Here is a 24,342-nt window from a genome sequence, read left to right as displayed (position 1 = left end):
TCGACGTCCCGTGTTTGTTCGTGAACTACACCTGCGCGACTACCGATCGTGGCCTTCGGCCGACCTCACCCTTCGCCCCGAACCGACGATCTTCACCGGCCGCAACGGTTTTGGCAAAACCAACCTGCTCGAAGCGCTCTTCTACATCGCGACACTTCGTTCGCACCGGGTGAGCTCCGACGCGCCGCTCGTCCGGTCAGGGGCGACGTCGGCGTCAGTCGGAGCGACCGTCGAGAACGCGGGTCGTGAGCTCGCGGTCAGCCTGCAGATTGCTGCCGAAGGGTCAAACAAGGCCTGGCTCAACGGATCTCCATGTCGACGCCCGCGCGAGATCCTCGGTGTGCTGCGCGCAGTGCTGTTCGCCCCGGAAGACTTACTCCTCATCCGCGGCGATCCGAGCGATCGTCGACGTTTCATCGACGAGCTCGTCGCCCAGCGCGGACCCCGTTGGGCCGCAGCACGTTCCGACTACGACAGGGTGTTGCGGCAGCGTTCCGCGCTGCTCAAGACCGCGGGCGCGGCGCTGCGTCGAGGAGGATCCGACGCCGATTCGGTGATCAGCACCCTCGACGTGTGGGACGCTCAGCTCGCCGATCTCGGTGGCCAGGTGACGGCTGCGCGAATCGAGGTACTGCGTGATCTCGAGCCGCACTTCGTCGCGTCGTACTCGTCGATCGCTCCGCATTCGCGTCCTGCCGCGTTGAGCTATCGCGCGTCGGCGGGGCCGGAGCTGGTGCCACCGCGCGACGTCGAACCAGATTCGGAAACCATCGCGACACAACTACTCGAGCGCCTTGGGCAGACGCGCACCAAGGAGATCGAGCGCGGCGTCAGTCTTGTCGGTCCGCACCGCGACGACATCGACATTGTTCTCGGGTCCGAGGTGGCCAAGGGTTTCGCCTCGCACGGAGAATCGTGGTCGCTCGCGTTGGCGTTGCGACTCGGGTCGGTCGAGCTCGTGCGCAGCGAGGGGATCGAACCGGTCATCATGCTCGACGACGTCTTCGCTGAACTCGACGCCGCGCGACGTCGCAAACTGGTGGAGTTCACCGCCGGTGCCGAACAGCTGCTGATCACCGCTGCTGTCGCCGAGGACATCCCCGAAGGTGTCGGCGGCAGACGTATCGGAGTCAACGTTGTCGACGAGGCCGACGGCACGCGGCATTCCGAACTGATGTCCGAGGCAACTGAGAGCATGGACTCATGAGCGACACCCCCGAAGAGCAGCCAGGCACCGAGTCGCCTGGTGGCGACGCGTCGAGCGGGTATGAGCGGGCACGCCGCGCCTTGGAGGAGGCACGGGCGTCGGCGCGTGCTGCGGGCAAGTCGGTGGGTCATGGCCGGGCGTCGCCGATTCGACGTCCGCGCGGGTCGTCGAGTCGTCGACGCTGGTCGGGCGCCGGCCCGGATTCGCGGGATCCGCAGCCCTTCTCCAGGCTCGTCGGCGGCCTGGCGCGCGACCGCGGGTGGGAGCCTCAGATCGCCGAGGGCACGTTGTTCGGGCAGTGGCTGCAAATCGTCGGACCGGACATCGCCGCGCATGCCAAGCCAGAAGCGTTGCAGGACAAGGTACTTCACGTACAGGCCGAGTCGACGGCGTGGGCGACGCAGCTGCGGTATGTGCAGCGCCAGATCCTGGCGAAGATCGCCGCGGCCATCGGCGACGACATAGTGACGTCGTTACGGATCACGGGCCCCAAGGCGCCGTCGTGGCAAAAGGGCAAACGCAACGTCCCCGGTCGGGGTCCTCGCGACACCTACGGCTGAGCCAGATGAAGCCGGTCGAGGCGCGACATACACGCCGACACCGACAAACCTCGTCCGACGCCGCTCTGAGCCGATTTTTATCCCCAGACCACCGCCGATCGCGCATCTTGTGCAGAAAATCGATCTGAGCGCGCGTTAGCGGCCCCGGATGGTGCTTCCTGAGCGAATGAGGCAGTACACTGGAGACAGTTGTCCCGGCAGGGGAGATAAGCAGCCGTGACCGGCGGTCACATACGCGAGCGGGCGAAGGCCCGGCACCTCGTCGTGTGCCCGTGGTCGGCGCTGGTCACGTCACCCTGCCCAGCATGACACGACTGGAGTCCAGCCGTGAACGAGGCAGCGCACACACACCAGCGCAGTCGAGAGCAGAAGAGGAGCGGACGCACCCCGTGGCCGACACGAATGACAAGAAGAGCCGTAAGAAGCCAGGTGAGTACGGTGCCGAGTCGATCAGCATCCTCGAAGGACTCGAAGCAGTCCGCAAAAGACCAGGTATGTACATCGGCTCGACCGGTGAGCGGGGCCTGCACCACCTGATCTGGGAGGTCGTCGACAACTCCGTCGACGAGGCCATGGCCGGTTACGCCAGCAAGGTCGACGTCACGTTGCTCGAGGACGGTGGCGTCGAGGTTGTCGACGACGGTCGCGGTATCCCGACCAGCATGCACGCGACCGGCGTACCCACCGTCGAGGTCGTCATGACGCAGCTGCACGCGGGCGGCAAGTTCGACTCCGACGCGTATGCCGTGTCCGGTGGTCTGCACGGTGTCGGTATCTCCGTGGTGAATGCGCTGTCGACCAAGGTCGAGTTGGAGATCAACTACGGCGGCTACCACTGGGAGCAGACGTACAACTACGCCAAGCCCGGACCGCTGGTCCAGGGTGCGGCGACGCGCAAGACGGGCACGACTGTCCGGTTCTGGGCCGATCCGGAGATCTTCGAAACCACCACCTACAGCGCCGAGACCGTTGCGCGTCGTCTGCAGGAGATGGCCTTCCTCAACAAGGGCCTCACCATCACACTGACCGACCGGCGACCGCAGACCGCTGCGGCCGACGCAGTCGTCGAAGGTGATGAAGACACCGCTGAGAAGCCCAAGACTGCCGAGGAAGAGGCGGTGGCTCCCACCGTCACGAAGCCGCGGACGCGGACGTATCACTACCCTGATGGCCTGATCGACTACATCAAGCACCTCAACCGCACCAAGACGCCGATCCACCAGTCGGTCATCGGTTTCACGGCCAAGGGCACCGGTCACGAGGTCGAGATCGCGATGCAGTGGAACTCGGGATACTCCGAGTCGGTGCACACCTTCGCGAACACGATCAACACCCACGAGGGCGGCACCCACGAAGAGGGCTTCCGCGCGGCTCTGACCTCGACGGTCAACAAGTACGCGCTCGACAAGAAGCTCCTCAAGGAGAAGGACGGCAAACTCAGCGGCGACGATATCCGCGAGGGTTTGGCAGCCGTCATCTCCGTCAAGGTCGCCGACCCGCAGTTCGAGGGTCAGACCAAGACCAAGCTCGGCAACACCGAGGTCAAGAGCTTTGTGCAGAAGACGTGCAACGAGCACCTCGGTCACTGGTTCGAGGCCAATCCTGCCGAAGCCAAGATCATCGTCAAGAAGGCCGTCGACTCCGCGCAGGCCCGCCTCGCGGCTCGCAAGGCGCGAGAGTTGGTGCGCCGCAAGACCGCAACGGATATCGGTGGCCTGCCCGGCAAGCTTGCCGACTGTCGCAGCAACGACCCCACCAAGTGTGAGGTCTACATCGTGGAGGGCGACTCCGCCGGTGGCTCGGCCAAATCCGGCCGCGACTCGATGTACCAGGCGATCCTGCCGATCCGCGGCAAGATCATCAACGTCGAGAAGGCCCGCATCGACCGCGTCCTCAAGAACACCGAGGTCCAGTCGATCATCACCGCGTTCGGCACCGGCATCCACGACGAGTTCGATCTCGCCAAATTGCGCTATCACAAGATCGTGCTGATGGCCGACGCAGACGTTGACGGCCAGCACATTTCGACGCTGCTGCTGACGTTGCTGTTCCGCTTCATGAAGCCGCTGATCGAGAACGGTCACGTCTACCTGGCACAGCCGCCGCTCTACAAGCTCAAGTGGCAGAAGCGCGAACCCGAATTCGCTTACTCCGACCGTGAACGCGACGGACTGCTCGAGGCCGGTCGGGCCGCGGGCTGGAAGATCAACACCGACGACGGCATCCAGCGCTACAAGGGCCTCGGCGAGATGAACGCGAAGGAACTCTGGGAAACCACAATGGATCCCGCCGTTCGCGTGCTGCGCCAGGTGACCCTCGACGACGCCGCCGCGGCTGACGAACTCTTCTCCGTGTTGATGGGCGAGGATGTGGCCGCGCGCCGCAGCTTCATCGCCCGCAACGCGAAAGACGTTCGCTTCCTTGACGTCTGATCTCTCACGAATCGAAAAGGATACTGATGACTGACACCACACTCCCGCCAAACGGGGGAGCGGGCGATCGCATCGAACCGGTCGATCTCGGCCAGGAGATGCAGAACAGCTACATCGACTACGCGATGAGCGTCATCGTCGGTCGCGCACTACCCGAGGTGCGCGACGGACTGAAGCCCGTGCACCGTCGACTTCTCTACGCGTCCTACGACGCCGGGTTCCGCCCAGACCGCGGTTACGTGAAATCCGCGAAACCCGTTGCAGAGACGATGGGTAACTACCATCCCCACGGCGACAGCGCGATCTACGACGCGCTGGTGCGCCTCGCGCAGCCGTGGTCGATGCGGTACCCGCTGATCGACGGTCAGGGCAACTTCGGTTCGCGCGGCAACGATGGCGCGGCCGCCATGCGTTACACCGAGGCACGCCTCACGCCCCTCGCGATGGAGATGTTGCGCGACATCGACGAGGAGACAGTCGATTTCACGCCCAACTACGACGGCAAGACCAACGAGCCGACGGTTCTGCCCGCACGTATCCCCAACCTGTTGATCAACGGGTCGGGCGGTATCGCGGTCGGTATGGCCACCAACATCCCGCCGCACAACCTCAATGAGGTTGCCGACGCGGTCTTTTGGGCTCTGGAGAATCCCGAGGCCGACGAGGAAACCATGCTCGCGGCGTGCATGGAAGCCATCAAGGGGCCCGACTTCCCCACGGCCGCACTGATTGTCGGCAGCCAGGGCATCCGCGATGCCTACACGACAGGCCGCGGCAGCATCCGTATGCGAAGCGTCGTCGACATCGAGGAGAACAAGGGCACCACCACCCTCGTCGTCACCGAGCTGCCGTACCAGGTCAACCCCGACAACCTGATCGCGTCGATCGCCGAACAGGTCAACGAGGGAAAACTCAAGGGCATCAGTCGAATCGAGGATCAGTCCTCCGATCGCGACGGCATGCGCATCGTCGTCACCCTGCGTCGCGACGCCGTCGCCAAGGTCGTGCTGAACAACCTCTACAAGCACAGCCAGTTGCAGACCAGTTTCGGCGCCAACATGCTGTCCATCGTCGACGGCGTGCCGCGCACCCTGCGTCTCGACCAGATGATCCGCTACTACGTCGCGCACCAGATCGACGTCATCGTGCGTCGTACGCGGTACAGGTTGCGCAAGGCAGAAGAACGCGCGCACATTTTGCGCGGTCTCGTGAAAGCCCTTGACGCACTTGACGAAGTGATCGCACTGATCCGTGCGTCGGCCAACACCGACGCGGCGCGACAGGGCCTCATCGGTCTCCTCGACATCGACGAGATCCAGGCCGACGCCATTCTGGCGATGCAGTTGCGTCGTCTGTCCGCACTCGAGCGCCAGAAGATCATCGATGAGTTGGCCGAGATCGAACTCGAGATCGCCGACCTCAAGGACATCCTCGCCAAGCCCGAGCGTCAGCGCGCCATCGTGCGTGACGAGCTCAAGGTGGTCGTCGAGAAGTTCGGCGATGAGCGTCGAACAAAGATCATCGCCGCAGACGGAGACGTCACCGACGAGGATCTCATCGCGCGCGAAGACGTCGTCGTCACCATCACCGAGACCGGATATGCCAAGCGCACGAAGACCGACCTGTACCGCAGTCAGCGACGTGGCGGCAAGGGTGTGCAGGGTGCAGGCCTCAAGCAGGACGACATCGTCAAGCACTTCTTCGTGAGCTCCACCCACGACTGGATCCTGTTCTTCACCACCAAGGGTCGCGTCTACCGCGCCAAGGCGTACGAGCTTCCTGAGGCCAACCGCACCGCGCGCGGCCAGCACGTCGCCAACCTGCTGGCCTTCCAGCCGGAGGAGCGGATCGCTCAGGTCATCCAGCTCAAGACGTATCAGGATGCGCCGTATCTGGTGCTCGCCACCCGCAATGGTCTGGTGAAGAAGTCCAAGCTCGAAGACTTCGACTCCAACCGCTCTGGCGGTATCGCGGCCATCAACCTCCGCGGTGAGGACGAACTTGTCGGAGCACAGCTCTGCAGCTCCGACGACGACCTGCTGCTCGTCTCCCAGAAGGGCCAGTCGATCCGGTTCCACGCCGACGACGAGACCCTGCGACCGATGGGACGCCAGACCTCCGGCGTTCAGGGCATGCGCTTCAACGGCGACGACGAGCTGCTCTCGCTCAACGTCGTGCGTGAGGGCACCTACCTCCTGGTCGCGACGTCGGGCGGCTACGCCAAGCGCACTCCGATGGACGACTACCCGGTGCAGGGCCGCGGCGGCAAGGGAGTGCTGACCATTCAGCACGACCGCAGACGCGGCGTACTGATCGGCGCGATCATCGTCGACGACGATTCGGAGCTCTACGCGATCACCTCGGGCGGCGGTGTCATCCGCACGGCCGCCAAGCAGGTGCGCAAGGCCGGACGTCAGACAAAGGGTGTCCGTCTGATGAACCTCGATGAGGGGACAACCCTGATCGCCATCGCACGGAACGCCGATGAGCCCGACGTCGAGGCTGCTGCCGAGTAGCCCTGGGGGTTCGGCGCGCCAGTGTCGACCCCACGGCGGTCGCTTCAGCCAGTGGGAGCGGTTCAACCGTTAGTGTGGTGTGCAACGCCGGCCCGCGTCGTTGTGGCTGGGATAGCACGCGTTATGGAGTGAGGGAACACGAGTGAGCACACCGAACGACCCGGACGACAAGAAGTCGACGACCGGCCGGCCTTCGGGCCCCACCGACTCCGGTAATCCCGGGGGTCCGGCTCGGTCGTCCGGTCCGGGTCCTTCGGGTGCTCAGAACTCCGGGTCAGACGCGGTGACCCATCCCTCGATGCCATCGAAGAACCAGAGCCCGGTCGGAGCTCCCAAGCAGGGTGGCCTGGTGCCGCCCTGGCAGCGCGGTGGAGTGCCGCCGCAGGCACCCAACGGCCAGAACGGCCCGCCACCAAATGGGGGCCTGCCGCCAAACGGAAAGGGCGGCCCGCCGCCGAGTGGAAAGGGCGGCCCGCCGCCGCGCGGCATGGTGACCTCCGAACCGGCCGGGGGACAGGCACCGGTCACCAAGCTCGACAATCCCGCCCGCACGGACGGACCGTCTCGCCCGGCTGCGTCGTCGACCTCTGTGGGGGGCGGCACGGGTGCACGTACCGGCTTTGTCGAGTCACCTACGCGGACGATCGTGCGCGACCCGTCCGAGGACGAGCAACTGCCCGACCTCGACCAGATTCATCACACCGCAGAGGTTCGCCAACCCGCTGAGGTAGCTGCTGCGGCGGCTCCGCGCCCGGCACCGGCTCAGGTCGGTCATGCGACGGCGCTGCGTGCCGCCGTGCAGATCCGCCGGATCGACCCGTGGGCCACATTCAAGATCTCCGCCGTGCTCGCTGTCGTCGGATTCTTCATCTGGATGATCGCCGTGGCCGTGCTGTACCTGATCCTCGACGGCATGGGCGTCTGGGACCAGATCAACAGTTCGTTCGGCACCCTTGTCACCGCCGACGGGTCGTCGAGCGAGGGCGACGTCATCGGTGCAGGCACGATCTTCGGCTACGCCGTGCTGCTCGGCGCGATCAACGCGATCCTGCTGACCGCCATCGCCACCATCGGCGCGTACATCTACAACCTGTGCGCCGACCTCGTCGGCGGCGCCGAGGTAACGCTGGGGGATCTGGACTAGCCGACCCCGCTGGTGGGGCTGACCGCCGCTGGTGGAGTTGGCTCGCGCTGGTCGAGCTGGCCCCGCTGGTCGGGCTGAGCCCCGCTGGTCGGGCTGACCCCCCGCTGGTCGAGCTGAGCCCCGTTGGTCGAGCTTGTCGAGACCACTCCGGCAGGCCGCACTCGGTGGTCGTGCCGACTCCCGCTGATCGTGCCGACTCCCGTTGGTCGAGCTTGTCGAGACCACTCCGGCAGGCCGCACCCGCTGGTCGTGCCGACCCCCGCTGGTCGAGCTTGTCGAGACCACCCTGACCAGCCGTTTTGGTTGTTGACGACCTCGTCGGGTAACCTCAATCCTCGGTTCACGGGCCTATAGCTCAGGCGGTTAGAGCGCTTCGCTGATAACGAAGAGGTCGGAGGTTCAAGTCCTCCTAGGCCCACTGCGAGTGGTTGTTCGTCAGCCCGTTTCGCAACCCGTCGGTCGTATTTTCGACGCCCGGCACGGGGCCTTAGCTCAGTTGGTAGAGCGCTGCCTTTGCAAGGCAGATGTCAGGAGTTCGAATCTCCTAGGCTCCACAAGCATGTACTTCTCGGCCCTGGGACGCGCACCGCGCGGCGTCTGATTCCAGTTCGTATCGCCCTCGGAGCCGTTTCAGGTGCCCGGCGTTGTCCCGCGGAGTTTCTCGGGGAAGAGTCCACCTCCCGCGCAGAAACTAGGGGAAAGAACCTTTCCGCGGGTCCTGTACCTTTCCTCGAGTTGTTGCTAGGGGAAGGGTACGAGACACGGGGAAAGTCCCGCGGAGGCGCTGAAACTGGGGGAAGAAGTCCGCCAGCCGCGCAGAAACTGAGGGAAGAGTACGCCTGCCGCGCAGTTTCTCGGGGAAGAGTCCACCCGGCGTGCAGTTTCTCGCGGAAGAGTCCGCCCGCCGCGCAGAAACTAGCGGAGAGAACCTTCCCCTAGTTTTGTACCTTCCGCGTTCGTACATTCCCGCGGACTGTCGTCGACGACCAGCTTGGGCCGTACGCCGCCGGGTGGCAGCGTCGAGCAGAGACCACCCAAACCCCCGCCGCCAGCCGCACCCAAACGAACCGCGGCAGGCACACTCGGGCCCCAACACGCCGACCAACACCTCGATCTCACAACGCGTGCCGTTGCACCGCCACAACGCGTGTCGTTGCACCGCCGCGACGGCGGACTGCTGCGTACTCTCTCCACATGCACATCGAGGAAGTCTTCTCCGGGGTCGCTGTGGCGTTCGAGGCGATCGGTGCGTTGACGATGGTCCTCGGGTTCATCATGTCGCTGATACTGGCCGGTCGAGCGCTCCGACGCGGTGAGGGCGGCCAAACCGCCTATTCGACGCTGCGCAACACCCTCGGCGCGGCGATCCTGCTTGGCCTCGAGGTGCTCGTGGCAGCAGACCTGATCCGCACGATCACATCCAAGCCGTCGATCGAGGACGCGTTGATCCTCGGAATCATCGTTCTGATCCGGACCGTGCTGTCGATGTCGATTCAGATCGAGATCGAGGGCGTCGTTCCATGGAGGCGTGCATTGCTGACCAGTGGTGCTTCCGTGGCCGGCAGAGAGATAGCGCGCGACGCGGCCGCACAGGCCGCCGCGTCGCGCACCGCCAACGACTGACTACAGCCGCAGCGACTACAGCCGCGCTGCCGCGTACTGCGCGGCCTGGACGTTCATGCCGTTCACGGCGTACAGCACGTGCAGCCCGTTCGGCTGGCCGACCGGAGCGCCGTCGCATACGACGTCGCCTGCGATGCAGTAGGTGACGGTCTTGGGCTTGTACCGCGGTCCGACGTTCATCTCAGGTGCACCGACGTCGCGGATCCACCGGTCCGACGGCGGAGCGAACAGGACGACGGCCTTCACATGCGGTTCCACCTCGGCCGGCATGGCCTTGGGAGCCTGCGACGCGTACTCGGCGTAGCGCGCGGGAACGGCAATCCCGCTGTTTGCTGCGTATGCCGCGACCGCGCCGCCCTGTGAGTAGCCGCCGAGGACGATTCCTGTCTTCGGGCACCGGGCCGCAGTTGCCCTGATGTGATCCTGCGCATCCGTGATGCCGTCGACCACATTGCGTACAAACGCCACACGGTTGTTGAAGTTGTTGCTGGCGGGGTAGTTGACGCCGTAGACAGCTACCGACTTGCCCGGCAGTTGCGACCTCAGCGCCTGCGCAAACGACAATCCCGTAAGCCCGACGGGCGGCGCGGTTTCAGCCGTTCCGCGAGCGAACACAACCTCGACATCGGGACACGACGCCGCAGCTGCATGTGGCGCTGCGGCGAGAACACCGCCGGCAGCGACGACGAGCGAACCCGTCAGGAGCGCTATCCGACGTACGGCACTGTTCAGGGGGGAGATGCGACGGTCACGCCCGGAACGCGAGCGTGGAAAAGAGAGCTTCGGCATGGAGATCCTTTGCGGAGTCGTGCGCCGGCAGACGTCGATCAGAGCCGACTGTGGACGAGAGTACTCACGGTATTCGTCCAATGTGGCGGCTCGGATGGGCCGGAGTGCACACCTATTCAACGATCGCTGAATCAATAGCAGCATCTGACCAGAAGACAACCGGTCAGGAGACGACCCCGTCAGAAGACGAAGATGAACAGATACACCAGAAGTGCGACGACGGCGACGGCAACCCACGTCCAGCCAAGACGGATCGCCACGGTCGCGAACGGCGCGCCGTACTGGCGTCGCGAGCGGATCTCATCGCGCGCGCGGTAGCCGAGGTAGATGCCGATCGGCGACGTGATGCCCAGTAGCGACAACACGAATGCCCAGATCGCCGTACGGTTCATCGTCTTTGTTGACGACGATGCCGGTGCTGCAGTCCGAGGCGGGGCCACGGGCTCCTCCTGGTCTTCGACGCGGGAACCGATGCCTTTGCGGTTCGACGGTTCATTCACGGCTGAGTATGCCTGCGTTGCTGATGCCTCGTCCGGGCCGACCGGTCGAGCGTCGCGCGAGGGAGTGCTCGCAGGGACGTCGCGCTGAGGCGGGACGAACACACGTTCTCCGGCTCGTGCGTACTCGCTTGTGCCGGAAGAACTTTCGGTCGGCGGCGGCGTCGTGCCAGCTCGTCCACTCGGATCACCGGCGCGTGGGGGAGGGCCGCCCGGCGCGCCGATCGCGGCTCTGCGTCCCGGGGGCGGTGGCACGGGCGCGCCCTGCCGCTGCGGTGGCGCGGACCCCTGTCCCGACGGTCTTCCCGCTGTCTGTCCGGTTCCTGGAGCGGGCTGCGCGCCGGGTGCGGGCGGGCGTTGCGGCGGGGCGCCGACCTGCCATCCCGGACGTGGACCGGTGTTCGGCGGAAGCGGCCGGCCGCCCTGTGAGGGTGCCGGGCCGGCCCCGGTTGCGGGGCGTGGGGGCGGCGGCCTGTTCCCGGTGAAGGTGGGATTGGCGACGCGCGGGCCGGGACCTGTGCCGGGTTGATCGCTGGGAGCGCTGCGCGGGACAGGACCACCGTCGCGGGGCGCGGGACTACCGTCGCGGGGCGCGGGACCACCGTCGCGGGGCGCGGGACCACCGTCGCGGGGCGCGGGACCACCGTCGCGGGGCGCGGGACTACCGTCGCGACGCGCTGGATCGACGCTCCGCGGTGCAAGTCCGCTGTCACGCGGGACGTAGCCGCTATCCCGCTGCGCAGGCCCGACGCTGCGCGAACCAGGCCCGACGTCGCGAGGCGCGGGCCCGACGTCCCGCGGCGCAAGCCCGCCGTCGCGCGGCGCAAGCCCGCCGTCGCGCGGAGCAGGGCCGCCGCTGCGTTCGTCGGTGCGGACAGACCAGCCCGACGACGGTCCGTTCGCGCGCTCCCACGGCGCGGGAGCAGGCGATACTGCGTCCCGGGCAGGCGTGGGACGCGACGTGGAGCCAGTCACCGGCTGCGATGGCCTGTCCGAGGCATCGTCGCTAGAGAGGGGAGCAGACCACCCCGATGCTCGGTTCACGCCCGCCTCGCTGTCGGCGTCGTCGGCTCGGGTGTCGTCGGAGTTCACGGGTCCAAATTACCTGCACCGGTGTCCCGAGACCGCATGGACCGTCGACTCGGCGACCTTGCGGTCGGGCTACTCGGCGTCGGAACCAGCGCTGATAGTGGGCGGCAGTTCGTCGATCCGAGGAACCGTTGCCGAGATCGGTGGGGGCTCCTGCCGACTCCGACGAAGTACGACGATGACGGCCGCCGCCACGGCCGATACCAGCGCGAGTCCCCCTGCGATGGCGAGCACCTGCTTCTTCTGCATGTGCACAGCGTGCCAGTTCGCTGCGGGCGGATGCCACTTCTGACACCTACCGGCGCTGAGGTGGTTGTATGGAGGGCGTGAGTATTGAAACGCAGACCGCGACCATCCACACCAACCGCGGTGACATCGTTGTCGACCTGTTCGGAAATCACGCACCCAAGACTGTTGCCAACTTCACCGGCCTCGCCGATGGCAGCAAGGAGTACAGCGAGCCCAACGCTTCCGGAGGCAACTCCGGACCGTTCTTCGACGGCTCGGTGTTCCACCGCGTCATCGAGGACTTCATGATCCAGGGCGGCGATCCGACGGGCACCGGCCGCGGTGGCCCCGGATACCGCTTCGAGGATGAGTTCCACCCGGAGCTCTCCTTCGACCGTCCGTACCTCCTTGCGATGGCAAACGCCGGACCGGGAACCAACGGATCGCAGTTCTTCATCACCGTCGGCCCGACGCCGCACCTCAACCGTCGCCACACCATCTTCGGTGAGGTGACCGATCCCGCATCGCAGCAGGTTGTCGACGCGATTGCGACGACGTCCACCGATCGCTCTGACCGTCCGCTCGACCCGGTCGTCATCGAGAAGATCGAGATCAACTGAACACACCGCAGCAACCGGCGCGCGCGTCGCAGGTCTGCTACCGGCACCCCGACCGCTCGACCCTGCTCTCCTGCAGCAGGTGCGGGCGGTCGGCGTGTCCGGAGTGCCTTACGCCTTCGGCCGTCGGGCAACACTGCGTCGAATGTCGCGGCGACGACGGATCGCGGCGCGCGGCATCGAGCGTCGGAACCGCACAAATGTCGACGCCGAGGGTCTCTCGCAACACCCCGATCGGCACCTATGCGCTGATCGCCGTCAACGTGGTGATCTTCGCGCTCTGCGTGATCCAGGCGAAGTCGTTCGACGCCGGGCTCGCGCCTCTCTTCCAGCACGGCGACCTCGTGAGAGCCGACGTCGCCAACGGCGAGTACTGGCGCCTGCTCACCGCAGGTTTTCTCCACTTCACCGTGATGCACATCGCGCTGAACATGATCTCGCTCTACATCCTCGGCCGCGACCTCGAGACCGCGCTCGGCCACAGTCGCTTTCTGATGGTCTACTTCATCGCGCTGTTCGGCGGCAGCGCCGCGGTGATGCTGTTCGAAGCGGGCAACGTTCGCAGCGCCGGGGCATCCGGAGCGATCTACGGATTGATGGGCGCGATGCTCGTCATCGTGGTCAAAGCGAGAATTTCCCCGACCGGAGTCATCACGATCATCGTGATCAACCTGGTCTTCTCGGTGACGATGCCCGGGATCTCGCTTGCCGCCCACGTTGGCGGCCTGGTGTTCGGCGCCGCGGCGACAGCCGCTGTCATTTACCTCCCGGCAACGCTTCTGCCCGACGAGTCGCGCACGCAGCGCAACGCCTCACGCGTGGGGTGGATAGCGCTGGTCGTGCTGCTCATCGTCGCCATCGCGCTCGGCGTTATCGCCGGCAGCTCGAGGTCAGGCCTGCTCTGAGGTCGGGTCTGCCTTGAAGTCGGGCCTGCTCTGAGCGAGTCTCGGCAACACCGGTAATCAACGAGTCAGCAAGTTGTCCACAGGAGTTACTCACAGTGGGGATGAATTACACACATGTAATTCGCACCCCCGCGAGGTAGCTCGAGGGGTGATCGTGATGGGTCAGCCGTCGACGTCGAAGCCGGCCTGCCGCAGCTGTTCGGCGACGTCAGCGGGTGTGGCGCCGAGATCCCAGCGGCCGAAGACGTAGAGCTTGGTGTCGAGTCGTAGGCCATCGGACTGGCCATCGGACTGGCCGGTGGGAGCGGCGTCGTCGGGGATCACGTCGATCTCGAGTTGCCCGCTGCGACGTCCGATGCGGCGGATGTTGAGCACCTTGATCTGATCGATCTGCGCGGGCGTGCAGTCGCGCGTGCCCGACAGCGTCCGGATGTGCAGGACCGGGCCCGGACTGACCGCGAGGCGGGGCCGGATCGTCCACGCGTACGTCCCGAATGCCAACAGCAAGAGGCCGGCAACGACCATCAGGACCATGCCTGCGGGATCCGACGCCGCGATTATCCCAAGGACGACGAGAAGCAGGCCGCCGACCAGCAGTGCTGCGGCAGCGGGTCGCGGCGTCGACCATTCGCCTGTGGACAAGTCGGAACGGTTATCCACAGCAGTTACTCACAGTGGGGATGAATTACACACATGTGATTAACGGCTGTGGATGATTGTCCGAACCTGTTAGTGCAGGTCAGCGCCATCTCATGGTCATCAGAAGGCCGACGACCATCAGGGCGAAGCCGATGAGGAAGTTCCACGATCCGAGGTTGGCCATCCAGTGGAGAACCTGGCCTTCGCCGCCGTAGGTGGTCGAGCTCGCAGCGAGGTAGTAGACGATCAGCCATGCGAGGCCGAGGAGCATCAGACCGAGCATGACGCCCACATAGATGCTGCTGGAGGGACCGGTCTTGACCTTGACCGGCGTGCGCGACGCCGGGTTGATCGTGTAATCGGTCTTCTTCCGGACTTTAGACTTCGGCATGACTTCCTCTGTTGGGTGCAGATCACTCGCCTTACACGGTATCTCACCTGGTCGCCGCGTCCGACCCCGCTCGCTGGTCGAGTCACTCCGCTGGTCGAGCTGCTCCTTCGTTGGTCGATCGTTTCCCGCTGGTCGAGCTTGTCGAGACCCCGCTGGTCGAGCGTTTCCCGTTGGTCGAGCTTGTCGAGACCCCGCTGGTGATTTCGACTCGGCTGCTCGCTGCGCTCGCGGCCGGCTCAATCAGCGGTGGGGCGCCCGCCGGCTGGTTGAGCTCACCCCGCTGGTCGAGCTGCACCCGCTGGTCGAGGTTGTCCAGACCACGCGGGTGATTTCGACTCGGCTGCTCGCTGCGCTCGCCGCCGGCTCAATCAGCGGGAAGGGTGCCAACCCCTGCTCGAGCTCCTTTCGCTGTTCGAGCGTTTCCCGCTGGTCGAGCTTGTCGAGACCACCCTGACGAGCGCCGAGTAACCTGAGCCTGTGAATACGCCCGCCGTAGACGGAACCGCGCAGCCCCTGGGCCGCGTGCTCGTCATCGACAACTACGACAGCTTCGTCTACAACCTGGTCCAGTACCTGGGTCAACTAGGCGGCTCAGCCGCGGACCAGCAAGGCGGCCTCGACGTCACGGTCTGGCGCAACGACGACCCGGTCCTCTCCGACGCCGACGGCGAGTTCACCACTGAATCATTGCGGCGAGCGGTCGACGGCTTCGACGCCGTGCTCCTCAGCCCCGGGCCCGGCACCCCACAGCGAGCGGGCGCGACGATCCCGCTGGTGAAACTCGCGGCGTCGGACGAAATCCCATTGCTCGGAGTCTGCCTCGGACATCAGGCGATCGGCGCAGCCTTCGGCGCGACGGTCGACCGCGCCCCGGAACTCCTGCACGGCAAGACGTCGCAGGTCATCCACGACGACGACGGCGTCCTTGCCGGACTACCGGATCCGTTCACCGCGACGCGCTATCACTCGCTCACCGTGCTCCCCGAGACCATCCCCGACGAACTCGTCGTGACCGGGCGCACCGACACCGGCATCGTCATGGCCATGCGCCACCGCGACCTGCCCATCCACGGCGTCCAGTTCCACCCGGAGAGCGTGCTCACCCAGGGCGGACACCGGATGCTGGCCAACTGGCTCGCCGTCGCGGGCATCAAGGTCGACGCCGGTCTGGTCGACGCACTCGAACAAGAGATGGCCGCCGCGCTGGGCTGACGCCCCTGCTCTCACGGCACCCAGTGGCTCACGACCAGCTGACCGCCTTGAAGAGCCCTAGTTCGGCAGCAGGCTGAGCTGTCCGACGGTCACCGTGACGGCGTCGTCACGGCTCATCTGTGAGCCCGCGGCAGGCTGCTGGTCGACGATCTTGCCGATGTCCGGGCTGCCCAGCGGCACGCCCTTTGTCGACTGTGTGAGGGTCGAAGCCGACCATCCGCGCGATTGCAGCGTCGAGCGCGCTTGATCGGGTGTCTGGCCGCGCAGGTCGGGCATCGTGAACTGGTTTCCGCGCGAGACCGTCACCTGGACGGTGGTGCCCTCGTCGACCGATGTTCCGGCGGGCGGAGACGAGCTGATGATCTCGCCTACAGGTCGATTCGAATCACCCTGCACGACGACCATCTTCAGATTCGACTGTTCCAGCAGCGTGCGGGCCTGGTCCTCACGCATACCGACGACGTCGCGCACGGTCACCTGCCGTGGACCGGACCCGACGTGCAGCACGACCGGTCCGTTGACCGCGGCATCGGTACCGGACGCGGGTGTCGTGTTCACGACCTTGCCGTCGAGCGCCGCCGTCGAATCGACCTCGTCGGTCCGGATGTTGGTGAATCCGAGCACCTTCAGCGCGTCGGTCGCCTCATCCGGTGTCTTGCCCTGCAACGACGGCATCTGATGTCGCGGAGGTCCCGACGACACGTACAGCGTCACCTCGGAGCCGTCCGGTGCCAGCACGTTCGCGCCCGGCGCCGACCTTGTCGCGGTCCCGGCCTTGACGTCGAGGCTCGGTTCCTGAAGCTGTTTGACCTTGAACCCCGCGCGCAGCAGGTTGTTCTCGGCGTCCTGCGACGAGAGGCCGCTCACCGACGGCACCGCAATCTGTCGCGCACTCTCCGACGCCCACGGAGCCCACCACAGCAGCAGTCCTGCGAGCAGCAGCACCACGAGCGCGACCGATCCGAGGACCAACCCGCGAGAGCGTCGTCGAATAGGGGTGTTGTCACTGGCGCGTCGAGGAGTGTTGCCGTCCGAACCGCCGGAGCCGTCGTCGCCTCCACCGCCGGTGCCGCCCCCGTCGGAGCCGCGAGCTGCGCGTCGAGGACCGGTGTCGAGGAACTCGGTGCGGTCCTCGTCGGTCAGCAGCAGTGGAGCCGACGGCCGACCGCCCGCGAGCACACGGATCAGATCGGCACGCAGCTCGGCGGCCGACTGGTACCGGTTCTCCTTGTTCTTGCTCATCGCCTTGAGCACCACGGAGTCGAGCTCGCGTGGGATCTCCGGTCGGATCGACGACGGCCAGGGCGGATCCTCGTGGACGTGCTGATGGGCGACGGCGACGGGCGAATCACCTGTGAACGGTGGCTCGCCGGTCATCAACTCGAACAGCACGCAGCCCATCGAGTAGATGTCGCTGCGCGGATCGACCTTGATGCCGCGCGCCTGCTCCGGCGACAGGTACTGGGCGGTGCCCATCACGGTCGACGTCTGCGTCATCGTTGACGTCGAGTCGCTGATGGCGCGGGCGATGCCGAAGTCCATCACCTTGACCGCGCCCGCCTTGTCGATCATGACGTTGGCGGGCTTCATGTCGCGGTGCACGATCCCGTTGCGGTGGCTGAAGTCCATCGCCGCCGCAACGTCGGCCATCCATGTCATCGCCTGCCGCGGAGACACCGGACCATTGGCGCGCAACACATCTCGCAGCGTCTCACCGTCGACGTACTCCATCACGATGAACGGCAGCGGCCCGTCCGGTGTCTCGGATTCGCCGGTGTCGAAGACCTGGACGATCGTCGGGTGATTGAGCTTCGCGGCGTTCTGCGCCTCGCGTCGGAAGCGAAGGTAGAACGACGGATCACGCGCGAGGTCGGCGCGCAGCACCTTGATCGCGACATCCCTGTTGAGCAGGAGATCGCGAGCGAAGTGCACCTCCGACATCCCGCCGAACCCGAGCGTCTCGCCCAGTTCGTAGCGGTCGGAGAGATGGTGCGGGGTCGCGGTCATCGGCTCGGCAGACAGAAGGGCGGACAGAATTGTCCGGTCACGGTCGGTGCACCGGAGTCGCCGTTGGTCGTGGTCGGCTCCTCGGTCTCCTGTTGGGTGGTCTGATCCTCGGTCGTCGGTTGCTCGGTGGTGGTCGTGCGACGCGTCGTCGTGGTCCGGTCGCGGGTCGTCGCCTCGGGTTCTTGCTGTTCGGCCGTGGTCGGGACAGCGGTTGTGGTCTGCGTGGCCGTCGTCGACGGCGTCGGCGTCTCCGACGATCCCGAATCAAGGTTCGCCAGCCAGAAACCGATCAGTCCGATGGCGCCGAGCAGCAGCACACCCGCGATGCCCGCGAGCACCTTCTGGCCGGTGGTCCACCCGTTGTTGTTGTTCGACGGCGGCGTCGACGAGGTCTGCGGGTAGGAGGTTTGGGGGTACGAGGTCTGCGGATACGACGTCTGGCCGTACGACGTCGGCGTGCGACTCGTTCCCTGCGTCGCGCTGCGTGCTGTCCCCGTCGGCGGCACTCCACCCGTCATCGCGCGGGTTGCGCCGGTTCCGCGGGCGAGCGCGGCACCACCCGCGGCTCCTGCCGCAGCGGCGCCCGCAGCACCGACGGCTCCGGCGCCGCCGGGGGCGGGTGGTCGACGACCCGCACGCACCGCGGCAACAGCGTCGGCGAACTCGCCACCGTTGGCATAGCGCTGCTTGGGGTCCTTCGACAACGTGATGTCGATCAGCTCACGCACCGACGCGGGCACGTTCGCGGGCAGCGGCGGCGGTGTCTCGCGGATGTGCTTCATCGCGACGGTGATCGCGCCGTCGCCGAGAAATGGTCGACGCCCCGTAAGCGCCTCGTATCCGACGACGCCGAGCGAATAGACGTCCGATGCCGCGGTCGCCTCGTCGCCGGTCGCCTGTTCGGGCGAGATGTACTGGGCCGTGCCCATGACCATGCCCGTCTGGGTGACCGGCGCGGCGTCGACCGCTTTCGCGATGCCGAAGTCGGTGATCTTCACCTGGCCCGCGGGTGTGATGAGGATGTTGCCGGGCTTCACGTCGCGGTGCACGAGCCCCGCGGTGTGCGCGGCCTGCAGCGCGCGACCCGTCTGCTCGAGCATGTCGAGCGTGTTGGTCAGCGACAGCCGTCCGAGCCGTGAGATGACCGAGTTCAGCGGCTCGCCGTCGACGAGCTCCATCACCAGATAGGCCAGTGGGCCGCCACCTGCGCGGTCGGGCGTCTCGCCGTAGTCGAAGACGTTCGCGATGCCCGGGTTGTTCAGCTTGGCCGTCGTCTGCGCCTCGGTGCGGAAGCGTGCGGTGAACTCGGGGTCGTCGGAGTACTCGGCCTTGAGCACCTTGACCGCGACACGACGGTTCAGTCGCGTGTCGACGGCCTCCCAGACCTGTCCCATGCCGCCGGTCGCGATGAGCCGGATCAGGCGATAACGGTCGGCGATGATCGTGCCGTTCTGCAGGCTCATCGTCCACCTCCCACCAGTGAGTTGATCACAGCTCGTCCTATCGGCGCGGCGACGGTTCCGCCGACCGAGTTCACACCGTAGTCGCCGTTCTCCACGATCACGGCGACGGCGATCTGCGGATTCGACGACGGTCCGAACGCGATGTACCAGGAGTACGGGGTCTCCGAGTCGCCACCAGCGCTCGTGTCGGAGTGCTCGGCGGTGCCGGTCTTCGACGCGATCGATACCGGGCCGCCCGCTCCCGCGGTTGCCCGTTCCGACTCGACCATCATGCTGGTAAGCGTGGCCGCCTGGTCGGAGGTGATCGGTTCGTTGATCGTTGTCGGCTGAGTTGTGCTCAGCGTGCGCAGATCTGCCGATTGCAGTTTATCCACCAGATAGGGCTGCATCCGCACCCCACCGTTGGCGACGGTCGCTGCGATCATCGCGTTCTCCAGCGGGGTCAGGCGCACGTCACGCTGTCCGATCGCCGACTGCGCCAGCGCGGCACGGTCGGGGATCTCTCCGACGGTCGATTGCGCGACCGGCATCGGGATCTCCGGTCCGGCTTCGTCGAGGCCGAAGCGTCGAGCGGTGTCTTTGAAATTCGACGTCGCGTTGGGCATCTTGTTCGTCACGAGGTCGGCGAAAGCGGTATTGCACGAGTACTTCAACGCCGTGACCATCGAGACGGTGCCGCCCGACGATCCGGGGCACGTTTCGCCGCCGTAGTTGGGCAGCGAGATCGTGGTGTCGGGCAGCGGGAACTGCGACGCTGCGGTGAGGCGCACATCCGGCGACACCCCTGCTCGCAGAGCCGACGCTGAGGTGACCACCTTGAACGTCGAACCGGGCGGGTAGAGCTGGTTGATTGCGCGATTGAGCATCGGCTCCGAGCCGTTCGGGTCATTCCACGACGACCAGGCCGTCTCGCGCACCGACTGGTCGTGGCTGGCCAGCTTGTTCGGGTCGTAGCTCGGCGTCGACACCATCGCGAGGATCTTGCCGGTGTTCGGCGCGATCGCGACAACCGCTCCGCGACAACCACCGTTGCAGCCGTTGCGCATCTGGTTGTAGGCGACGCGTTGCAGGCGGGGATTGATCGTCGTCACGACGTTGCCGCCGCGCGGATCCCGCCCGGAGAACATGTCGGTGAAGCGCTGCCCGAAGAGCCTGTCGTCGCTTCCGGAGAGGAATGAGTTCTCGTAGCGCTCGACCTCGGTGCTGCCGTACTGGTACGAGAAGTAGCCGGTCACGGGGGCGAACGCCTCGGCGCCCTCGGGTGGATAGCTTCGCAGGAACTTCAGTCTGCTGTCCGTGGGCACCGACACCGCGATGACCTCGCCACCCGCGGTGATTGCGCCGCGCTGGCGCGAGTACTCGTCGAGCAGCACCCGGTTGTTGCGCGGGTCGGATTTCAGGGCGTCGGCCTTGAAGACCTGGATGTAGGTGGCGTTGGCGAGCAACACGATGATCATCACGATGACCACCATCGAGACCCGGCGGATCGGAGTGTTCATGCCTGCCGCACCGCCTGTGTCGGCAGCGACTCAATGGGCTTCGGCGTAGGCCGACGCTTCGTCGGGTCGGGTTCGCGCGCGGCGTTGGAGACGCGGATCAGCAGCGCGAGCAGGATGTAGTTCGCCAGCAACGACGACCCGCCGTACGACACGAACGGCGTCGTGAGACCGGTCAGCGGGATGAGTTTGGTGACGCCGCCGACGACCACGAAGATCTGAACGGCCATCGTGAACGAGAGGCCGGTGGCGAGCAGTTTGCCGAAGCTGTCGCGGACGGCGACACCCGTGCGCAGACCGCGCATCACGAAGATCAGGTAGAGCATCATCACGGCCGTCAGCCCGACCAGGCCGAGCTCCTCACCGATGGTCGCGATGATGAAGTCGGTGTTGGCGAACGGAACGATGTTGGGGCGCCCGGAGCCGAGTCCGGTGCCGAACAATCCGCCGGTCGCGAGCCCGAAGAGGCTCTGTCCCACTTGATAACCGGTGGTGTCGAAGGTCGCGAAGGGGTCTTGCCACACCTGAACGCGCACCTGCAGATGCGGGAACAACTGGTACGCCAGTACCGCTCCCGCGACGAAAAGGGTGACACCGATCGCCACCCAGCCCGCTCGGCCGGTGGCGACGTAGAGCATCGCGAGGATCGTCGAGAAGATCAGCAGCGGCCCGCCGAGGTCGTTCTCGAGGGCGAAGATGCCGATGGTCACCAGCCACGCGATCAGCAGCGGTCCGAGGTCGCGGGCACGCGGCAGGTCCATCCCGAGGAAGTGCTTACCGGCCGTCGTGAACAGGTCGCGCTTGGAGACCAGCAACGCCGCGGTGAAGATGATGATCAGGATCTTGGAGAACTCGCCGGGCTGAATGTTGAAGATAGGCGTGCGAATCCAGTTCTTCGACCCGTTGATCTCCGACATCGACGCCGGCAGGATCGCCGGAATCGCCAAGAAGATCACGCCGCCGAGGCCAAGGGTGTACGCGTAGCGCGAGAGTGTCCGGTGATCGCGGATGAAGATCAGGATCACCGCGAACACGATGATGCCGAGCAACGCCCACAACAACTGCTGATCGGCGTTGTTGGTCTGCTCGGTCGGGCTGATCTCCTCGCCACGCGGACCCGACCCGAGGTCGAGGCGGTGGATCAGCACGAGCCCGATTCCGTTGAGCACGGCCACAATTGGCAACAGCACCGGATCGGCGTGGGGCGCATACCGTCGTACGACGAGATGCGCGATCGCGAACAGCGCCGTGTAGGCGGCCACGTACTTGAGCAGATCCCACGTCAGTGACTGGCTCTGTGCGGCCTGCACGATGATCAAGGCGATCGTCACCACACCGATCGCGAAGATCAGGAGGATCATCTCGACGGTGCGCCCGGTCTGGCGGGCCGGTTCACGCGGCGGCGCGTGCTGGGCTTGAGGATTCGACGGTTGCGACATCTACGGTTCCCGACACGGTCCGTCGTCGAATTGAGGCTGCGCAGGCGTCGAACCGGAAGGGGCGGGCGTCGTCGACGGGACAGAAGTTGTCGATGGGGCCGGACTCGACGGCTCGGCGACCGGCGGCAGCGTGAACCGCGCGGGCAGGGCGGTGTTCGGTGCCGGGCTCGCGGGAGGCGGTGTGCCGGGCGTGGGGGCTCCGGGTGTCGCGCCGGGCGCCGGCGCGGGCTCGGTGGTGGTCGGCGCGGGTCGGCACAGGGGTAGGAAGGTGAGTCGACGTACCCGGTTGCGGGCGTCGTCGAGGTCGACCTTGCTCACCCCGAAGGTGCGGACGGTGTTCACGCTGGCCGAGTCCAGGTCGGACAGGCTCAGCCGACGGCACTCGTCCTTGCTGTCGACCGACTGGAAACTCACGGTCGGGGCGTCGGTCGCGACGTTGGTGACGCAGACCCTCTCCGACGCCTTGCTCGACGAGAAGAACAGGATCTTGTCGGGCGAGCCCTGGAAGATGGTGACCTTGTTGTTGTCTTCGCCGACGTAATACGTGCTGCGCAACAGTCCGCGGGTCAGGAAGAAGCCTGCGATCAGCGCTGCGATGACCAGCGCCACGATGCCCGCAAAAACCCAACGGCCCCAACGACTTCGACGCTGCGGAGGCTCGTTCTCGTCGTCTGTGAGGATCGTCGGACGCTGGGGAGCTGCTGCCGGCGGACGCAGTGCTGCGGCCCTACCGGCCGCGGTCTTGGGATCGGGCGTGTAGTTCTGCTCGGCGTCGTCGCCCGCCGCACCGCCGACGATGGGTCGCGACTCGCCATACTGCGTGTCGACGACGTCGGCCAGTACGACGCTCACGTTGTCGGGGCCGCCGCCGCGCAGTGCGAGTTCGATGAGACGGTCGGCGCACTCCTTCTCGTCGTCGATGGAGCCGAGCGTCTCGGAGATGGTCTCCTCGCTCACGACGTCGGAGAGTCCGTCGCTGCACAGCAGGTACCGATCGCCGGCGCGTGCCTCGCGGATCGTGAGAGTCGGCTCGACCTCCGTACCGGTCAGCGCGCGCATGATGAGCGAGCGTTGCGGATGGGTGTGTGCCTGCTCGGCGGTGATACGACCTTCGTCGACCAGCGTCTGGACGAAAGTGTCGTCGCGCGTGATCTGTGTGAGCTCGCCGTCGCGGAAGAGGTAGCCGCGCGAGTCACCGATGTGGGCGAGCCCGATCCTGCTGCCCGCGAACAGGATCGCGGTCAGCGTCGTGCCCATGCCGTCGAGGTCGGGGGAGCGTTCGACCTGTGCGGCGATGGCCGCGTTGCCGCGGTGGGTTGCGCGGTCGAGGGCGGCGAGCAGATCGCCGCCGGGCTCGTCGTCGTCGAGTGTGCGTAGCGCCTGAATGACCAACTGGCTGGCCACCTCGCCCGCCGCATGTCCGCCCATGCCGTCGGCGAGTGCGAGTAGTCGGGGACCGGCGTAGAACGAGTCTTCGTTGTTCGCGCGGACCAACCCACGATCGCTCCGCGCGATGTAGCGCAACACCAGTGTCACGGGCGCAACTCGATCACGGTCTTGCCGATACGGATCGGCGTGCTCAACGGGACGCGCACGGCTGTGGTCACCTTCGAGCGGTCGAGGTAGGTGCCGTTCGTCGAACCGAGGTCTTCGACGTACCAGTCGTCGCCGCGGCGCGAGAGCCGTGCGTGGCGTTCCGACGCGTAGTCGTCGGTGAGGACGAGCGTCGAATCGTCGGCTCGGCCGATCAGGACCGGCTGCTGACCCAAGGTGATGCGCGTATTCGCCAGAGCGCCGTGCGTGACGACCAGATAGCGTGCCGACCCCTTGGCCGTCGCGGATTTTCGACGACGCCGGTCGGCGCCGGAGTAGCGGGAGAGGCGTGAGCCCGACGCCGTGGCGATGTCGGCGCGCAGGGTGCGGATGACCGCGTAGACGAACAACCAGAGGAGGACCAGAAACCCGATACGGGTCAACTGCAGAACCAAGCCCTGCATCTAAGTCCTCACCTCCCCGAGTATCCGTCACTACAAAGCAAGCATCCGTCACTACAAAGTACGTCCGCGTGCCGACGCTTCGCGTGCGACA

General features: G+C 66.0%; 20 protein-coding genes and 2 tRNA genes. 11 read left to right on the top strand and 11 right to left on the bottom strand.

Translation table 11 applies throughout. The features are described from left to right. The first annotated feature begins 10 nt into the window (after nt 1-10). The 8 genes from recF to GOSPT_RS10525 all read left to right on the top strand — a co-directional run bounded on the left by recF (nt 11) and on the right by GOSPT_RS10525 (nt 9,482). On the top strand, nt 11-1,207 hold the full coding sequence (gene recF / locus GOSPT_RS10560; protein WP_005205891.1) for a DNA replication/repair protein RecF: 1,197 nt from the start codon (nt 11-13) through the stop codon (nt 1,205-1,207). Then, on the top strand, nt 1,204-1,767 hold the full coding sequence (locus tag GOSPT_RS10555; RefSeq protein WP_005205889.1) for a DUF721 family protein: 564 nt from the start codon (nt 1,204-1,206) through the stop codon (nt 1,765-1,767). Before recF ends, GOSPT_RS10555 begins: the two co-directional genes overlap by 4 nt. Nucleotides 1,768-2,156: 389 nt before the next feature. Next, on the top strand, nt 2,157-4,199 hold the full coding sequence (gene gyrB / locus GOSPT_RS10550) for a DNA topoisomerase (ATP-hydrolyzing) subunit B (protein WP_005205887.1): 2,043 nt from the start codon (nt 2,157-2,159) through the stop codon (nt 4,197-4,199). 26 nt (nt 4,200-4,225) lie between these two features. Beyond that, nucleotides 4,226-6,715 (top strand): DNA gyrase subunit A, encoded by a 2,490-nt coding sequence (gene gyrA / locus GOSPT_RS10545; protein WP_005205885.1) that lies wholly within the window; start codon nt 4,226-4,228, stop codon nt 6,713-6,715. 142 nt (nt 6,716-6,857) lie between these two features. Next, nucleotides 6,858-7,859, top strand: coding sequence for a DUF3566 domain-containing protein (locus GOSPT_RS10540; RefSeq protein ID WP_005205883.1), 1,002 nt, complete (start codon nt 6,858-6,860; stop codon nt 7,857-7,859). A 344-nt stretch (nt 7,860-8,203) separates the two neighbouring features. Then, nucleotides 8,204-8,277: transfer RNA gene (locus GOSPT_RS10535), tRNA-Ile, on the top strand. A 63-nt stretch (nt 8,278-8,340) separates the two neighbouring features. Then, a tRNA-Ala gene (locus GOSPT_RS10530) sits at nt 8,341-8,413 on the top strand. Nucleotides 8,414-9,053: 640 nt separating this feature from the next. Then, nucleotides 9,054-9,482: a DUF1622 domain-containing protein gene (locus tag GOSPT_RS10525; RefSeq protein WP_005205881.1), complete on the top strand. Its 429-nt coding sequence runs from the start codon at nt 9,054-9,056 to the stop codon at nt 9,480-9,482. Nucleotides 9,483-9,497: 15 nt separating this feature from the next. Here GOSPT_RS10525 and GOSPT_RS10520 read toward each other — a convergent pair whose 3' ends face one another. The 3 genes from GOSPT_RS10520 to GOSPT_RS10510 form a co-directional block, all read right to left on the bottom strand. Continuing rightward, complete coding sequence (locus tag GOSPT_RS10520) at nt 9,498-10,271, bottom strand: cutinase family protein (RefSeq protein ID WP_005205879.1); 774 nt, start codon at nt 10,269-10,271, stop codon at nt 9,498-9,500. A gap of 179 nt (nt 10,272-10,450) precedes the next feature. Then, nucleotides 10,451-10,771, bottom strand: a complete 321-nt coding sequence (locus GOSPT_RS10515; protein ID WP_245548703.1) for a DUF4190 domain-containing protein — start codon at nt 10,769-10,771, stop codon at nt 10,451-10,453. Nucleotides 10,772-11,929: 1,158 nt separating this feature from the next. Then, a complete protein-coding gene (locus GOSPT_RS10510) occupies nt 11,930-12,106 on the bottom strand; it encodes a hypothetical protein (RefSeq protein WP_210734711.1) in 177 nt (58 codons plus the stop codon). A gap of 68 nt (nt 12,107-12,174) precedes the next feature. Between GOSPT_RS10510 and GOSPT_RS10505 the strand changes: the two genes are divergently transcribed. Together GOSPT_RS10505 and GOSPT_RS10500 are read left to right on the top strand one after the other, a co-directional pair. Further along, entirely contained in the window at nt 12,175-12,705 is a 531-nt protein-coding gene (locus GOSPT_RS10505) for a peptidylprolyl isomerase (protein WP_005205876.1), read from the top strand. A gap of 197 nt (nt 12,706-12,902) precedes the next feature. Continuing rightward, entirely contained in the window at nt 12,903-13,607 is a 705-nt protein-coding gene (locus GOSPT_RS10500; protein WP_005205874.1) for a rhomboid family intramembrane serine protease, read from the top strand. Between the two features lie 162 nt (nt 13,608-13,769). Here GOSPT_RS10500 and GOSPT_RS10495 read toward each other — a convergent pair whose 3' ends face one another. After that, nucleotides 13,770-14,267 (bottom strand): hypothetical protein, encoded by a 498-nt coding sequence (locus GOSPT_RS10495; protein ID WP_005205872.1) that lies wholly within the window; start codon nt 14,265-14,267, stop codon nt 13,770-13,772. A 79-nt stretch (nt 14,268-14,346) separates the two neighbouring features. Next, on the bottom strand, nt 14,347-14,637 hold the full coding sequence (gene crgA / locus GOSPT_RS10490; RefSeq protein WP_005205869.1) for a cell division protein CrgA: 291 nt from the start codon (nt 14,635-14,637) through the stop codon (nt 14,347-14,349). A gap of 513 nt (nt 14,638-15,150) precedes the next feature. Here crgA and GOSPT_RS10480 point away from each other — a divergent pair. Continuing rightward, on the top strand, nt 15,151-15,849 hold the full coding sequence (locus GOSPT_RS10480) for an aminodeoxychorismate/anthranilate synthase component II (RefSeq protein ID WP_039855590.1): 699 nt from the start codon (nt 15,151-15,153) through the stop codon (nt 15,847-15,849). A 57-nt stretch (nt 15,850-15,906) separates the two neighbouring features. On the opposite strand, the gene pknB is transcribed toward GOSPT_RS10480, so the two are convergent. From pknB to GOSPT_RS10450, 6 genes are read right to left on the bottom strand one after another with little or no spacing between them, the layout of a single operon-like run. Beyond that, a complete protein-coding gene (pknB, locus tag GOSPT_RS10475; protein ID WP_005205867.1) occupies nt 15,907-17,856 on the bottom strand; it encodes a Stk1 family PASTA domain-containing Ser/Thr kinase in 1,950 nt (649 codons plus the stop codon). Next, entirely contained in the window at nt 17,853-19,319 is a 1,467-nt protein-coding gene (locus tag GOSPT_RS10470) for a serine/threonine-protein kinase (protein WP_005205866.1), read from the bottom strand. The genes pknB and GOSPT_RS10470 overlap by 4 nt, the downstream gene beginning before the upstream one ends. After that, nucleotides 19,316-20,818: a peptidoglycan D,D-transpeptidase FtsI family protein gene (locus GOSPT_RS10465; protein WP_005205865.1), complete on the bottom strand. Its 1,503-nt coding sequence runs from the start codon at nt 20,816-20,818 to the stop codon at nt 19,316-19,318. Before GOSPT_RS10465 ends, GOSPT_RS10470 begins: the two co-directional genes overlap by 4 nt. Then, nucleotides 20,815-22,254: an FtsW/RodA/SpoVE family cell cycle protein gene (locus tag GOSPT_RS10460; protein ID WP_005205864.1), complete on the bottom strand. Its 1,440-nt coding sequence runs from the start codon at nt 22,252-22,254 to the stop codon at nt 20,815-20,817. The genes GOSPT_RS10465 and GOSPT_RS10460 overlap by 4 nt, the downstream gene beginning before the upstream one ends. Further along, the gene (locus tag GOSPT_RS10455; protein ID WP_005205863.1) at nt 22,255-23,790 is read right to left on the bottom strand and encodes a PP2C family protein-serine/threonine phosphatase; all 1,536 of its coding nucleotides are present in this window, start codon (nt 23,788-23,790) and stop codon (nt 22,255-22,257) included. It lies immediately after the preceding gene. Then, on the bottom strand, nt 23,787-24,251 hold the full coding sequence (locus GOSPT_RS10450; protein WP_005205861.1) for an FHA domain-containing protein FhaB/FipA: 465 nt from the start codon (nt 24,249-24,251) through the stop codon (nt 23,787-23,789). The genes GOSPT_RS10455 and GOSPT_RS10450 overlap by 4 nt, the downstream gene beginning before the upstream one ends. Nucleotides 24,252-24,342: the final 91 nt, after the last annotated feature.

The organism is Gordonia sputi NBRC 100414 (assembly GCF_000248055.1).
Taxonomy (GTDB): domain Bacteria; phylum Actinomycetota; class Actinomycetes; order Mycobacteriales; family Mycobacteriaceae; genus Gordonia; species Gordonia sputi.
This window is presented reverse-complemented; position numbering and strand designations above follow the sequence as displayed.